This is a genomic window from Mesorhizobium album (assembly GCF_033977205.1).
In the GTDB taxonomy this organism is placed as follows: Bacteria; Pseudomonadota; Alphaproteobacteria; order Rhizobiales; family Rhizobiaceae; genus Mesorhizobium; species Mesorhizobium album.
Window position 1 is genome coordinate 15,497 of the sequence record NZ_JAVIIW010000018.1, and the last position, 13,203, is coordinate 28,699.

The window sequence follows — 13,203 nt, forward strand, 5'->3', positions numbered from 1 at the left end:
ATTTCGGGGCGCCAGCAGCAGTGCGTCACGGAGCTCAGCGATGATTGACCAGTCTCACAACTTCAATGGGAATAACCAGTGGGTTACGCTTTAGAACCGCAGCACGAAGCAGAAGCATCTGCTGCTTGAATGCGCGACCGATCTCTTGCGCTGGTGCGCAGTTTGGCTGCATCGCGCAACACAATCACAACACCCTAGAGCTGGGACTTACCAGGTGCTGGCCAATCGACCTTGAGATCGGCCGGCAATCTCAATCGAGCGCATGAACGCCTGGCGTTCAGGAGAAGAGGCCAATGGCGACAAATTCGGTTCCAGATCATGTCCCGCCCGAAATGGTGAGGGACTTCAGCCTGTTTACTTCGCCCGGCATGTCACCGACTCCCAACGGGGATCCCCACGCAGCAGTCGCTTGCGTCCACTCCGGCCCGCCTATCTTTTATTCACCCCTCAACACGCGCGACGGCAGGGGTACCTGGGTGATCACCCGCGCCAGCGACCAGCGCCGGGTGCTGCAGGACAGCGAAACTTTTTCCAGCCATCGCAGCATCTTTGCCTCCGCGTTGGGCGAAAGCTGGCCGATGATCCCACTTGAACTTGATCCCCCTGCCCATGGCGCCTTTCGCTCATTGCTCAATCCCCTGTTTTCGCCAAAGCGGGTGGCGGCATTGGAGCCGGCTGTCCGCGAGCGGGCAATCAGGCTCATCGACGGGATCGCCGGATCGGGCACAAGCTGCGACGTTATGAAGGATTTCGCATTTCCGTTCACGGTAAACACCTTCCTTCATCTCCTAGGGCTACCGGATGACCGAATCGACACATTTGTTGGATGGGGGAGAGATCTGCTCCACGGCGACGATGTGAAACGGCCGGCCGCGGCCCGGACGATCGTATCGTTCATTGATGAACTTGCAGCCGTCCGCCGCAAGGACCTGGTTGATGATTTCATGACTTTCGTCGTGCAGGCACAGGTCGAGGGCCGCCGCCTGACGAAACAGGAAGTACGCGGCGTCGGCGTGCTTGTCTTTGTTGCCGGGCTCGACACCGTTGCAGCAGCCATAGGCTTTGACCTGGCCTATCTCGCACGCAACCTCAAGGATCAGGAATTGCTGCGCGGCGAACCAGGCCGTATCGTTGCCGCGGCCGAAGAATTGCTGCGCGCCTATCCGACCGTTCAGTTGATCCGCGTGGCAACGAAAGATATCGACTTCGAAGGCGCGCCGATCCGCAAGGGAGATTATGTTTCCTGCGCCACGATGATCGCCAACCGCGACCCGGCGGAATTCGAATGCCCCAACACGGTCGATCTGGCGCGAGAGGACAACCGCCATGCCACCTTTGGCTATGGTCCCCACCGTTGCGTTGGCTCACACCTTGCCCGGCGCGAGATCGTCATTGGCCTGGAGGAGTGGTTGGCGCGCATCCCCGCCTTCCGGATCAAGAAGGGTACGGCACCCATCACCTGTGGCGGCCATGTGTTCGGGATCGAAAATCTGATTCTAGACTGGTCCTGACCAAGCCCCGCCCCCGAGCCGAGGTGCAAAGACAATGGAGGCAGCGCCATGCGCATCATCGTCCAAAATGCCAAATGCCAGGGTCACGCGCGATGCGCGGCGCATGCGCCACACATCTTCAAGCTCGATGACGCCGGTTACATCCTGGCCGGTAACATCGAAGTTGCGGAAGGGGAGGAACTGACTGCATCGCGAGGCGCGCGATCCTGTCCCGAACGTGCACTTAAACTCGACCGTGAACCCTGCAGCACGAGTTGAACCGGACGTCATTCACCGAGAGTCCGGCGGGCATGAAAGGGATCGACCAAGTGGCCCATACGGGAACTGAGGCACGCGCCTTCTGTTCCACCACCGTCCTCGTCCAACTGCGCAGGGGCACCTGCGGCATCGAGAGGCCCCCCTGATGCACAAACGCCAAGGTGCGGTTCGCAAAACACCTCTTCCGATCACAGAATTTGTGGCAGAGCCGATGGAACAGACGAAAATTGCCCAACTAATCGACCGTGAGGCGATCCGGGACTGCCTCTATCGGTACTGCCGCGGGATCGACCGCGCCGATGAAGCGGCGCTACGCAGCGCATACTGGCCCGATGCGCATGACAATCACGGCGCCTATTGCGGCCCTGCAGAGGGGTTCATCGAGTTTGCACTCGGTGTCTTCAAGACCGGACCCCGTAACATCCACCAGATCACCAACATCCTGATCGAGTTCATCAGCTCGGCAGAGGCTGCGGTCGAGAGCTATTTCACCGCGCTGCAACGCGCACCGGACAAAGACGGAGACGTACGCCAGACGCTCCTGTGCGGCCGTTACTGCGATCTGTTTCACAAGAGGGAAGGGGAGTGGCGGATTGCCGAACGGACAGTTGTCTACGATTGGATAGAGGAGCAGATCCCACCAGCGATCGTTGAGGCAGAACGGTTCGGCCCGCGCCGGCCGATCGGAGCACCGCATCCGGACGATCCGGTCTACAAGCTCGGAAAGCGTCGCATTCCTTCTCGCCATGACTCTTCGGAGGCTTCGAACGACACAGCCGCATCGGCCGAGGAGAATCAAGGCCATGACAACTTTGCGATGCTACAGCGATCCCGGCGAAAGACAGCCCGGTGAAGGTGCGCCAAATTGGATTGCCTTTCTGCCCGCGACGGCGTGAGCGATCGGCTCTGTCCCACGAGCCCGCCGACGACACTGGTTGTGCCCAAATGTACGGGTCCTTGGCAGCGCCGATCATCACGGCAAGCTCCTTGTCCTTGGCCGGTCCCTCAGCAGCCTCGGCTACCAAATCGGAAGTTGGATCGCTGCCGGATCGCTGCGTCGTCTTTCCGGGTCCGCAACTGGCCATCGCCAGGACGCGCTGCTTTAGCGCGACGCATCTTTTGCCGCTCAAAATTGATTGGATGAAATCGCCGAAGGAAGTCCTCAACATGCAGACAGGACGCATCGTCATCATTACGGGCGCCGCGGGTGGGATCGGCCGTGCGCTGGTCGAAGTTCTTGCCAGGGATGGAGACACTGTCGTTGCGGTAGACCTTCCTGGCAGTGGCGTCGTTGAACTGGCCCGTGGTCTCGGCCACCCGCATCTTGGCCTTGAGTGCGACGTCTCGCGGGAGGAGGATGTGCTCGCGCTTTACGGTCGGGTCGAAGCACAGTTCGCCCAGATCAGCGTCCTCATCAACAACGCCGCGATGGGACCCACCATGGCTGCGAGCGTCGACACTGGTGTCGACGCCTTCCGCCTCGCCCTGGCAGTAAACTTGATTGGACCGTTCGTCATGGCCCGCGAAGCGGCGAGGCGCATGAGGCGGGGCGGTGCGATCGTCAACGTCGCTTCGATGGCGGGCGTCGTAGGCAATCCCAAACGCAACGCCTACGCGGCCTCGAAGGCGGGCCTGATCTCGTTGACGAAGTCGCTTGCATGTGAGTGGGCTTCTCGCGGCATTCGCGTGACGGCGGTAGCGCCCGGCTACGTGCGCACGCCGATGGTGGCAGAACTGGAACGCGCGGGCAAAGTGGACCTAGCGGCCGTGCGCCGCCGCGTGCCGCTGGGGCGTTTGGCGCATCCGGACGAGATCGCTCTCGCCGTGCGTTTTCTGACCAGCTCGCAGGCGCGCTACATCACCGGTTCAGTGCTGGCGGTCGACGGAGGCTGGATGTCATTCAACCAGCCGGGGGATGCACACCCGCAGGTGGATGGGATACCCCAAGCCGAACTGTGCTGTCCGGCCGAACGCACCGACGCGCGTATCGTGCTCGTCACCGGCGGCGCGAACGGCATCGGCGCGGCCGTGGTTCGCCGCTTTGCAGCAAACGGCGATACCGTTGTGATTGCTGATAGAGATGGCGCTGCAGCGGCAGAACTCGCTGCGTGGCTCCGCGGCAAGAACCCGGCCAGATGCGTGGATGTGGCCGTCGAGAGCGAGGTGGTTGCGCTATTCGAAGAGATGCGGGCGAGCTTCGGGCGCATCGATGTGCTCGTCAACGGTGCTGCTGGTGCCGACACTTTGTCGTTGGGAATCGAACAAATACCGGAACACATCCAACACGTCCTGGATGTCAATCTTACCGGGGCCTTCACCTGCGCTCGCGAAGCGATCAAGGCGATGCGCGCTGGCGGCGTGATCCTCAACATCGGATCGATCAACAGCTTTCTGCCGTTCGCGCCGCGCCATGCCTACGGTGCCTCCCAGGCGGGGCTGGACATTCTGACCCGATGCCTGGCGGCCGAACTCGGGCCGGTCGGCATACGGACGGCCACCGTCGCTCCTGGCTTCATTTGCACGCCTGGCGTTGCTCAGTTGGCGAAGGTCGGCCGCATCGATATGAAAACGATCGCACGACGCATCCCTATGGGCAGGCTGGGACAGCCGAAAGACGTGGCTGACGCAGCGTTCTTCCTGGCTTCATCCGCCGCCTCGTACGTCAACGGCTCCATCCTGTACGTGGACGGCGGCTGGACCTCTTTCGGTGATGCGGGAAACGCCAGTGAACTCGATAACGAGTATTTTGCGGAGGCCGCGTGTTGATCGTCGACTATTCGCCACAGGCCGCTGCTCAGCGAAGCCGAGTTCGTCCAAGGGTTCATGGTCCGGTCGGGCGCCGCGCCCGCACTACCGTGACCGAAGATGTTATCCTCGGCGAGACGAAACGTCCGTCCTCATCGCTGTCGAAGCCGTTGCAACCGCTCGGTGCGCCTTCAACCGCCGAACGGCTTGCGGCCTGACCACGCCGCCGCCAAGGGCGAGATCGAGACCGCGGCCAAGGCGCCTTGTGCGCACCCTGCGCATCTCCCTGTCGGCTAGCTCCGTTCTGTAAACAGGGAAACACCATGGAATTCGCAACCTTTATCCTGGCCGCCCAGCGCGGATATCACCAATCGTGCGAGAGCGTTATCCGCAACTCCATCGAACAGGCCGTCGTTTCGGAGCAGGCCGGCTTCGATACCGCGTGGTTCGCGGAGCACCACTTCAACAATTATAGCCTCATTCCCTCGCCCTTGATGATGGTGGCGCACTGCGCCGGCGTGACGAGTACCATTCGCCTTGGCACTGCCGTGTGCGTGCTGCCGCTCTATCAACCGCAGCGCCTGCTTTCCGAGATCGGCTTCGCCGACATTGTTGCGAATGGCCGCCTCGAGCTTGGCGTCGGCTCGGGATACCAGCAATTCGAGTTCGAGCGCTTCGGCGTCAATATCGATGAGGCGCCGGCGGTCTTTTCGGAATACTTGGACATCCTTCAAAAGGGCCTCAACCAGAACATCTTCGAGCACGACGGTCAGTATGGGAACATACCCCCCACGGCGATTTCGGTGCGCACCGTCCAGAAGCCGACCCCGCCGATCTGGATCGCCGCCGGGACGGCCCGCCTGGGCCGGGCCTATCGTGAGGGACACAATCTTTTTGTGACGGCATTCCATAACGGATTAGAAACTTTGCGCGTCCTGCGCGAAGCCATCGAGAAGGCCGCGGCTGCCGAAGGCAAGAATGTCACGGACGCCAAGATATCTTTGCTACGTTGCTGCTATGCCAGCGACGACGAGGCAGAGATCAATAGCTATCTCGACAACGCCCGCTTCCAGCGCCGGCTGTCTGAAGCACTGCATCAGCGTCGCCAGCAGAGCCTGGACGGCTATCTGCTGAAAGAAACGCCAACGCAGCAAGATTTGTCATTCGCGACGATGCGCCGGAACCTGCCGATCGGCAGCGTGAATCGAGTGGTCGATCGCCTGTTGGAAGAGATCGATATCTTAAAACCCAACCAGATCGCAATTCAGACCCAGTTGGGGGATTTCGACCAAAAGACGATGCTGCGCCAGATCGAGCTCTGGGGAGACAAGATCATCCCGGCGGTGAACAAGTCGCTCGCTCATCAGGGCGGTTGATGGGACAAAACCAAGAGAATGGCACCCATGCTCGCCCACCAATGTGGCTGCCTCTGCGCCGGCCAATCGCCGCGGTTCAAGCTGGAGTTTGATCAGCATGTGCTTGCCTGCGTGCTTTCGTGTGCACTCGAGGAAGTCGAGGCCGGCGAGGCGACGGCGACGGAGGCAACCGGTCTTTCGCGCGCCGAGCTGCGCGATGTCCTGGCCAGCAGCTTCCCCACTTTCCCCTTCAAGGCCTTCGCCCTGGAAGAGATGGGCGAGCCCGAGCCGGACCCGGAGGAAGAACTTTTGCGCGAGCTGCTCCTGGCCCATGCCCTGCCGGGCGACCCGGCAAGCGCCCGGTTTGCCAAGATCATCGCCCGGCGCGCCATGCGCAATGACCATCTCTGGCAGGACCTTGGCCTTTTCAATCGCACCGAGCTCAGCCGCCTGCTTGCCATGCATTTTCCGACGCTGGCGGCCGGCAACACCCAAAACATGAAATGGAAGAAGTACTTTTACCGCAAGCTCTGTGAGGCCGAAGGGTTTTCGCTATGCACCGCGCCCAGTTGCCGGGAATGCAATGATTTCGCAGGCTGCTTCGGTCCGGAGGAAGGCGAAAATCGCCTTGCACGAATCAAAAATGGATTTGCATTGGATTAAGAGCCGCTTTCGTCAGTGTTATGAGGCAGCCAACCTTGATCGCCATCGAGCCGTAGGCACTTTTCCCGGCGACGTTACACGGGAGGAGGGGACCTTCATCGCATGATCGCGGTGAGCGATGGTCGATTCGACTCGGGTCGAGATCTTCTTGTTTCGGAAGCAGGGGCGATCATATTTGACTAACCAAACGAACGGGCGCATGACCTGTTCCTAGCACTATCGGGTCACATCTAGTCTCTTAGAGACATTAGCACCCCATAGAATCACAGACCTAAGGACGGCCTGTCTCCACAAGGAGCCGGCCGCGACGCCGAGCATGACGACAACGTGCGCAGCCTGCCACAACGGGACGTGCCGTTGGTGCTGGGCGCCTGCCCATCGCAAATTACACGAAGGGGGCGCAAATCCGGACTTGGCGGGACTTGCAGCCGTTGCGGACAGGGCGCGGCCGACTATTGGGGTCAGCCCAGGCGCCTGGCCGGAGGCGGCGGAGGTCATGGGTTCACAGAATGCGTCGATTACCCTGGCTGCGATCCTGCAACGGGCCGAACGCATCCGCAGTTGTGGCGGCTATCTGCGGGATCTCACGGAAAAAGCGCGGGCGCAGAAATTCTCTGTGTGGCCCATGGTCACCGCGTTGCTCAACGCCAGAGTCGGGGCGCTGGAGAAGGCTGCTGCCGGAAAAGGTGCGGAGGAATCCTCAGCAGCGCAGGAGCGCGGCGGGTGCCGTGGGGCAGCTCGCTGGATATCAGCGACGCGCTGCGCGACAGCATGAAGAAAAAGGGCTGGTGATGATGTCCCGGGCTGGATCGCCGATGCCGCCATTGGCAATGAGCTCGGAACGGAGAGCGTGCGGTCGATCAGGTCCTTGACCCAGAATGGCCGCTCGGCCGGCCTGTTCGACCTTTCAGCCGGTTCGTCTGAGGCCTTGCTGATATACGACTATGACTGTTCGCCTAGCAGCGATGCCAGTTGTGTGAGCCCGACAGCTTCTATTTTCGGGGCCATCGGATAGGACTCGGTTCCGGCGTACACGACGAAAGTGCGGTCGGGCTGAACATCTTCCAAGGCCATATGCAGACCCTTTCCCAGCGAAGGAGACAGGCTGCGTTTTATTTCGATTGCCCAGACGCCGCGATTGGCTGGAAGCTGGAGGACAAGATCGATCTCGGCTCCGGCCGCGGTGCGGAAGAAGCTTGCGAGGGTCCCTTCGGGCGCCACCGATACAAGATTCTCCAGAACGAAGCCTTCCCAACTCGCGCCGACGACCGGGTGGCCGGCGAGGCTGTCGGCCGTCTCTATGCCAAGCAGGGCATGTACGAGCCCGCTGTCGCGGACGTACACTTTCGGTGTTTTGACGAGGCGTTTGCCCGTATTGGCGTGCAACGGCGGCAGCCGACGGATCAACAGCAGGTCCACAAGCAGATCAACATAGGACGAAATGGTCGGCGCGCTGACCGAAAGGTTGGCCGCCAGGCGTGACGCATTCAGCAGGCCCGCCTGATTGTGGGCAAGCATGGTCCACAGCCGTTCGAGGGTTTGCGCCGGAATCCGCGGGCCGAATTGCGGCACGTCGCGCTCGAGATAAGTGCGGATGAAATTGCGTCGATACGCGAAGCTGTTGGCTTCCGAATGTGCAAGAAAACTGTCCGGGAACCCGCCACGCAGCCAGAGACTTTCAACCGACAGCTTTTCAGAAGCGATCTCGAGCGCGTCCAGCGGTGTCATCTCGACATATTCGATGCGGCCGGCCAGGCTTTCGCCCGTTTGACGCAGCAGATCCATCGAGGCTGATCCCAGAAGCAGGAAACGACCGGTGCGGCGTCCGCGCCGGCGTCCGGCGTCGATCAACCCTCGAAGCTCCTGGAACAACTCTGGCATTCGATGGATCTCGTCCAGGATGACCAGACGGTCCTCGTAGGCGCGCAGGAACAGTGCTGGATCCGACAACTTGTTCCTGTCCTCGCGGGACTCCAGATCGAGATAGAGTGCATCCAGGTCTTCACCAATCTGCAAGGCGAGCGTTGTCTTGCCGACCTGGCGTGGGCCGATGAGGGCCACAGCAGCTTGACGGGCAAGCGCCTGACGAACTTGAGGTAGCACACGACGGCCTATCATCATGCAAATTAAAAGGCGCGTTTTAAGATTGCAAGGATAAAGAGCTGGATACCGCACAACGGAGGCGCGCAGCAAGCCGTGTTCCGATCACTCCGCACGTCGTCCAGATTGCGATCTGTATGTCGGGATGCGACGGGGCCGTAGGATAGCGAGTGCCACCAGGGTAGGCCCCGAAATCCCCTCGGTAATCTCTCCCATGCGTTTGACAAGAAGCAGTCGCGGCACACTCTTGCATTGGACGTCGCGTGACATACGTGATATGAGTGTGCTCATATGCAATCTCACGTGATGTCTTGTCCGACGCTCTCTTCTCATCTTTCCTCATGGTCGATCGACCGCATGCGCCGATCGGCGGACGGCGCACGTCGGGCGGCGCTAGGGCGCAGGAGCGCCCTAGCCGCACCGTCTCCGACGATCGCGAGCTTCTTGTCGGGGCGATCCGTCGCGCGCTTCAAGAAACAGCGCCCGCGTTGGCGGCGCCAGCAACTGCGACCTCGACAGGATTCGTGGATCTCGCTGCCGCGGCCGCCGACATCGCCCTGGGGCACTCCGTCGTCCTTCAACTCAAGCCCGACCTAGACCAAGGACGCCGAAGCGCGGTGCGCTCCTTCCTTGAAATAGTCGTCCGCGTGAGTGCCACGCTTGACGAAACACGCCTCGAGTCGGCGATCAGCAAGCTCGCGGAGGTCCTCCTGCCCGATGAGCTCGCCGACGCGCGCGGAGCATTGGCCTCGGACAACCTCGAGCTCCGTGATCGATTCGTCTCGGAGGTTCCTCAGCTCACGAGCGCCGAGATCGGAGCGCAGGCGGGGCTGAAGACCAAGAACCCCTATGCGACCGCAGCGCGCTGGAAAAAGGCTGGCAACATCTTCTCGGTCCAGCACCGAGGCAAAGAGTATTTCCCGGCTTTCCAGTTCCGCGAGGGACGGCCGCACCCGACGATCAAGAAGGCGCTCGGGGCACTCCCTCCCCGGCTGTCTGCGTGGCAACGTGCCTTCTGGTTCATGTCGACGAATGGCTGGCTGGCCGACAAGGCACCCGCCGATATGCTCGACAGTCCGCAGTCAATCATCGCAGCCGCTGAACGAGAGGGCCAAGAGGTGGTTGGGTGAGCGTTTCAAGCGTACGCCCGCCGCCTTCTTCCTTTCCGAGCATTAACACCCAAAAGGTCACGAAAGGCATTGTCCTCCATCGCACGCACGGCTCCAGCTTCCGGCCGGCGCAGTTCAACCCATGCATGGGTCAGCCGACGCGATTCGCTCCTTTTCCAGACGCCGCAGGCGCATGCGTACCGACGCTCTACGCGGCGACATCGCGGGAGGCAGCGGCTTTCGAGTCGATCTTTCACGACATCGAGCCTACTGCCGTCTTCAAGACAGTCCGCCTCGACGTCATCGAATCGCGCAGCGTAAGCCGCATTGCACCGAAGCGCGATCTGCTCCTGGCCGGCCTGTTCGCGCCGGATCTCAAGGTGTGGGGCATAAGCCGCGGCGATCTCATCGAGACGCCGAAATCGACCTACCGTCAGACTGTTCTTTGGGCTCAAGCGATTCACAGCGCCAGAGCGGACGTTGACGGCCTGCTTTGGACATCTCGACAGTGCGACCCGGACCGATGCGTAATACTATTCGAGGATCGTGTCAGCGAGGGAGATTTCGAGGTTCACGACAGCATCGAGGTCGGCGCCGACGCGGACCTGTTGCTCGAGATCCGAGCTTTCGGCATGCGCGCAGGCATTACCATCGTTTCTTAGGCATGCGTTGATGTCGAGAACACATGCTCCGCGGCCGGTTGGCCCTCCTCACGAGACGTATGTTTCTCGATACCGAAGTCCATAGACGAGCTAGGGGGCGCGGGCATCCCGAAAAATGCCTACGCTCGATCAGGGCGAGATCGATAACTTTGCTTGGGGAGCTTTTGTCGAGCAGCTCGTTAGCGAATTGAAGGGGGCATTCAATCGCTGCCTGGAAGTCCCCGCTGGCAGGTGTTTAAGGTGATTTCGCGGGTCGCGCGCCGTTTGGCGCGCGCAACGGCAAAGAATTCCCGACGAGTCGAGGACGAGGAATTTCCCACCGCTGTCACCACGATTCTCTGCCATTCGTTCCAGCGGTCGTCGTGTTTCGTGCTGACGGCTTCGAGTTGTTTTGCCAGCGGTCGGGAGTCTCCTTCGGAATGCCGGCTTTGCGGCCCAGGCTCTTGAAGGGTTCGCCTGAGGTCTCGGCTCGTCGCATAGGGATCACGCCGCGGGTCTCGTTGCCGTCACACGGAGAAAAACGCCGTGACTGACCGAGTTTCAACAAGTCCTTTGGAGACGCGAAGAAACGCCCATAGTCATTCGGTGATGGACTCGTCGTTTTGGCCGCAACCGGCTCGGAGGAAGGCAAATGCAGCCTCGCAAGGATCAAGAACGGGATCGCGTTGGACTAAGATCCGTCTTCGTCACCAGTATGAGGCGGCCAATCTTGATCGCCATCGAGCCGTAGGCGATTTTCCCGGCGTCACACGGGAGGAGGGGATGTGCACCGCCCTGATCTGGTGAGCGGTCAATGACGCGCCCGGCCGGCAACGGGGGTTGACCGGGTGACGGAGGACTGTAGCAATGATGCGGTCGGGCGAAGAGCGGCAACTCCCAATAGTCGAGCGGAACGCGTCTCAACCATGGCGGATCGGTCCCGGAATAGAAGCGCCGTGGCGACGCATTCGCGACGATATTGCAAAGAAGGATATCCAGTGGTTAGAAAGCGAGGCCCAAAGCAAGTGAGAGCCCTCTGCGGAGTCTGGTTGATTGAACCGCGCCCTGCTGTCCGGCTGACAATTCTAGCTTGTCGCTGATCAAAGATGGATGGCGCTTTTGAAGAGCTGACACTTGCGACCGAAGCCCCAAGCGACCGCCCATCCGTGCCAACCTTTTTGGTGGCCAGCACCATTTCCTTCCCCTGAGATGACATGAGCAGATACAAGGATTACCGCAAGCCCCGTCGGCGTCGAGATGACGACGGCCCGTTTCCTTTTCCAGAAGAGGACCTCGTCCCAAGCTTCTTTCATCAAACGTCACCTGCGACGGCAAAGCCGGTAGACGCAGAGGTCAAGTGGTTCAACGCAAGCAAAGGTTTTGGCTTCGTCAGAGTCTCGGACGGAAGGGACGCCTACCTGCATGTTCGGGCATTGGAAGCGGTTGGAAGGAGCAGTGTCCCAGAGGGAGCGCGGCTCAAGGTCACCTTGGAGGAGACGCGAAAAGGCCATCAGGTCGCGCAAGTTCTGGAGATTGCACGGGAGACGGCCAACACTTCGACATCCGCGCCGGAAAGCGCCGGCACCGTCAAATGGTATAACGCCGAGAAAGGCTTTGGCTTCATTGCTCCTGAAGCCGGCGGAAAGGACGTATTCGTCCACGCCTCAACGTTGGCCCGCTGTGGAGTGAGCGAGCTCGTGGAGGGACAAAAGGTCTTTATCGAGTGCGCGCAGGGCAAGAAAGGTCTGGAGGTGCAAAGCATTCGTGTAGTTGCTTGACGACGGCCCAGCCCTTTTTGTTGAACGCGCGATGGTGAGCCATTCACTGCGCATAAGCACATCAGAATGGCGCGTTTGTCGCGGTGCTCGATCCTCATCTTTTAACGAGGGCCGATATGGTTCACTTCGTGCTCACCGTCGTTGCCATGGTCGTTCAAATTGAGGTTGCGGTTTATCACGGAACGCGGGCGCGACGGAAATCGAACAACATAACAGCACCTATAAGGTGGCAACAGCGGCTTGACAGGGATTATCATGGTACTGCTTGCCGACGGCCTCGGCCCAGCAGGAATTGCCAAACTGGTCGGCTGCTGCAAATGCAGTTTTATCGGATCATTCAAGCCTTCAATGAATCTTCTGCTGCGATAGCCAGAAGTGGTGGACTAACGCCGACATAAGCAGATCATGCTGGCCTTCCCCGACAAAGCCGGTAAAAGAGTTCCCCGTGTTGTCACCCAATAGGAGTAATTGAATGCACGAGGACACCGCAAATAGCCGAGGCCTGTTGATTGAACTTACGGCAGATATTGTATCTGCCTATGTCAGCAAAAACGCCGTTCCCCCCGCGTCACTGCCAGAGCTTATCGCAAGCGTGAATTCGTCATTGTCGAATCTTGGGCAGGCGGTCGAGCCAGAGAAGCCAGCCCAAGCGCCTGCGGTTAATCCGAAGCGGTCGGTGTTTCCCGACCACATCATCTGCCTAGAGGACGGCAAGAAATTCAAATCGCTTAAGCGTCATCTCAACGTCCACTACGGCCTGACGCCCAACGAATATCGCGAGAAATGGGGATTGAAGTCCGACTACCCCATGGTGGCGCCGAACTATGCGGCCCAACGGTCGGCGCTGGCGAAGTCGAGCGGTCTCGGCCACAAGGCTGTCAGCAATCCCGAAAGGAAGTCGGCGGCACGCAAATCTAGGTAGTGGGCGCAATGCCTCCCCCAGGTCGATGCGCCATACGGTGGAATTGACCGGCCAAACCTGTAAGGCCTTCAAATCCGACATAGCCCTGCGCACAGCCGAAGCAAACTCGGAGGCGACAAGG

12 protein-coding genes are annotated in these 13,203 nt (G+C 60.3%); 11 read left to right on the forward strand and 1 reads right to left on the reverse strand.

Annotated features, from left to right (window positions below; all coding sequences use genetic code 11):
• Positions 1-293: 293 nt before the first annotated feature.
• The 7 genes from RFN28_RS16410 (at position 294) to repC (ending at position 7,307) form a co-directional block, all read left to right on the forward strand.
• Complete coding sequence (locus RFN28_RS16410) at positions 294-1,511, forward strand: cytochrome P450 (protein WP_320288359.1); 1,218 nt, start codon at positions 294-296, stop codon at positions 1,509-1,511.
• Positions 1,512-1,559: 48 nt separating this feature from the next.
• Positions 1,560-1,769, forward strand: coding sequence for a ferredoxin (locus RFN28_RS16415; protein ID WP_320215380.1), 210 nt, complete (start codon positions 1,560-1,562; stop codon positions 1,767-1,769).
• Between the two features lie 211 nt (positions 1,770-1,980).
• Entirely contained in the window at positions 1,981-2,622 is a 642-nt protein-coding gene (locus tag RFN28_RS16420; protein ID WP_320288360.1) for a nuclear transport factor 2 family protein, read from the forward strand.
• Between the two features lie 314 nt (positions 2,623-2,936).
• Positions 2,937-4,535, forward strand: coding sequence for an SDR family oxidoreductase (locus RFN28_RS16425; RefSeq protein ID WP_320288428.1), 1,599 nt, complete (start codon positions 2,937-2,939; stop codon positions 4,533-4,535).
• A gap of 302 nt (positions 4,536-4,837) precedes the next feature.
• A complete protein-coding gene (locus RFN28_RS16430) occupies positions 4,838-5,890 on the forward strand; it encodes an LLM class flavin-dependent oxidoreductase (RefSeq protein WP_320288361.1) in 1,053 nt (350 codons plus the stop codon).
• A gap of 27 nt (positions 5,891-5,917) precedes the next feature.
• Entirely contained in the window at positions 5,918-6,532 is a 615-nt protein-coding gene (locus tag RFN28_RS16435; RefSeq protein WP_320288362.1) for a nitrogen fixation protein NifQ, read from the forward strand.
• A gap of 316 nt (positions 6,533-6,848) precedes the next feature.
• Entirely contained in the window at positions 6,849-7,307 is a 459-nt protein-coding gene (gene repC, locus RFN28_RS16440) for a replication initiation protein RepC (RefSeq protein ID WP_320288363.1), read from the forward strand.
• 167 nt (positions 7,308-7,474) lie between these two features.
• Here the strand turns inward: repC and RFN28_RS16445 are convergent, their stop codons facing one another.
• The gene (locus RFN28_RS16445) at positions 7,475-8,725 is read right to left on the reverse strand and encodes an ATP-binding protein (protein ID WP_320288364.1); all 1,251 of its coding nucleotides are present in this window, start codon (positions 8,723-8,725) and stop codon (positions 7,475-7,477) included.
• Between the two features lie 218 nt (positions 8,726-8,943).
• Here RFN28_RS16445 and RFN28_RS16450 point away from each other — a divergent pair, with 218 nt between their 5' ends.
• The 4 genes from RFN28_RS16450 to RFN28_RS16465 all read left to right on the forward strand — a co-directional run bounded on the left by RFN28_RS16450 (position 8,944) and on the right by RFN28_RS16465 (position 13,082).
• A complete protein-coding gene (locus RFN28_RS16450; RefSeq protein ID WP_320253330.1) occupies positions 8,944-9,762 on the forward strand; it encodes a hypothetical protein in 819 nt (272 codons plus the stop codon).
• Positions 9,759-10,403, forward strand: coding sequence for an RES family NAD+ phosphorylase (locus RFN28_RS16455; protein WP_320288365.1), 645 nt, complete (start codon positions 9,759-9,761; stop codon positions 10,401-10,403). Before RFN28_RS16450 ends, RFN28_RS16455 begins: the two co-directional genes overlap by 4 nt.
• Before the next feature lie 1,193 nt (positions 10,404-11,596).
• Positions 11,597-12,160, forward strand: coding sequence for a cold-shock protein (locus RFN28_RS16460; RefSeq protein ID WP_320288366.1), 564 nt, complete (start codon positions 11,597-11,599; stop codon positions 12,158-12,160).
• A gap of 472 nt (positions 12,161-12,632) precedes the next feature.
• On the forward strand, positions 12,633-13,082 hold the full coding sequence (locus RFN28_RS16465; protein ID WP_320215370.1) for a Ros/MucR family transcriptional regulator: 450 nt from the start codon (positions 12,633-12,635) through the stop codon (positions 13,080-13,082).
• The last annotated feature ends 121 nt before the right edge of the window (positions 13,083-13,203 follow it).

Coding starts and splice junctions, on each gene's coding strand:
- RFN28_RS16465 (WP_320215370.1), top strand. CDS start 12,633: ATGCACGAGGACACCGCAAATAGCCGAGGCCTGTTGATTGAACTTACG.
- RFN28_RS16460 (WP_320288366.1), top strand. CDS start 11,597: ATGAGCAGATACAAGGATTACCGCAAGCCCCGTCGGCGTCGAGATGAC.
- RFN28_RS16425 (WP_320288428.1), top strand. CDS start 2,937: ATGCAGACAGGACGCATCGTCATCATTACGGGCGCCGCGGGTGGGATC.
- RFN28_RS16410 (WP_320288359.1), top strand. CDS start 294: ATGGCGACAAATTCGGTTCCAGATCATGTCCCGCCCGAAATGGTGAGG.
- RFN28_RS16435 (WP_320288362.1), top strand. CDS start 5,918: ATGCTCGCCCACCAATGTGGCTGCCTCTGCGCCGGCCAATCGCCGCGG.
- RFN28_RS16415 (WP_320215380.1), top strand. CDS start 1,560: ATGCGCATCATCGTCCAAAATGCCAAATGCCAGGGTCACGCGCGATGC.
- RFN28_RS16430 (WP_320288361.1), top strand. CDS start 4,838: ATGGAATTCGCAACCTTTATCCTGGCCGCCCAGCGCGGATATCACCAA.
- repC (WP_320288363.1), top strand. CDS start 6,849: ATGACGACAACGTGCGCAGCCTGCCACAACGGGACGTGCCGTTGGTGC.
- RFN28_RS16420 (WP_320288360.1), top strand. CDS start 1,981: ATGGAACAGACGAAAATTGCCCAACTAATCGACCGTGAGGCGATCCGG.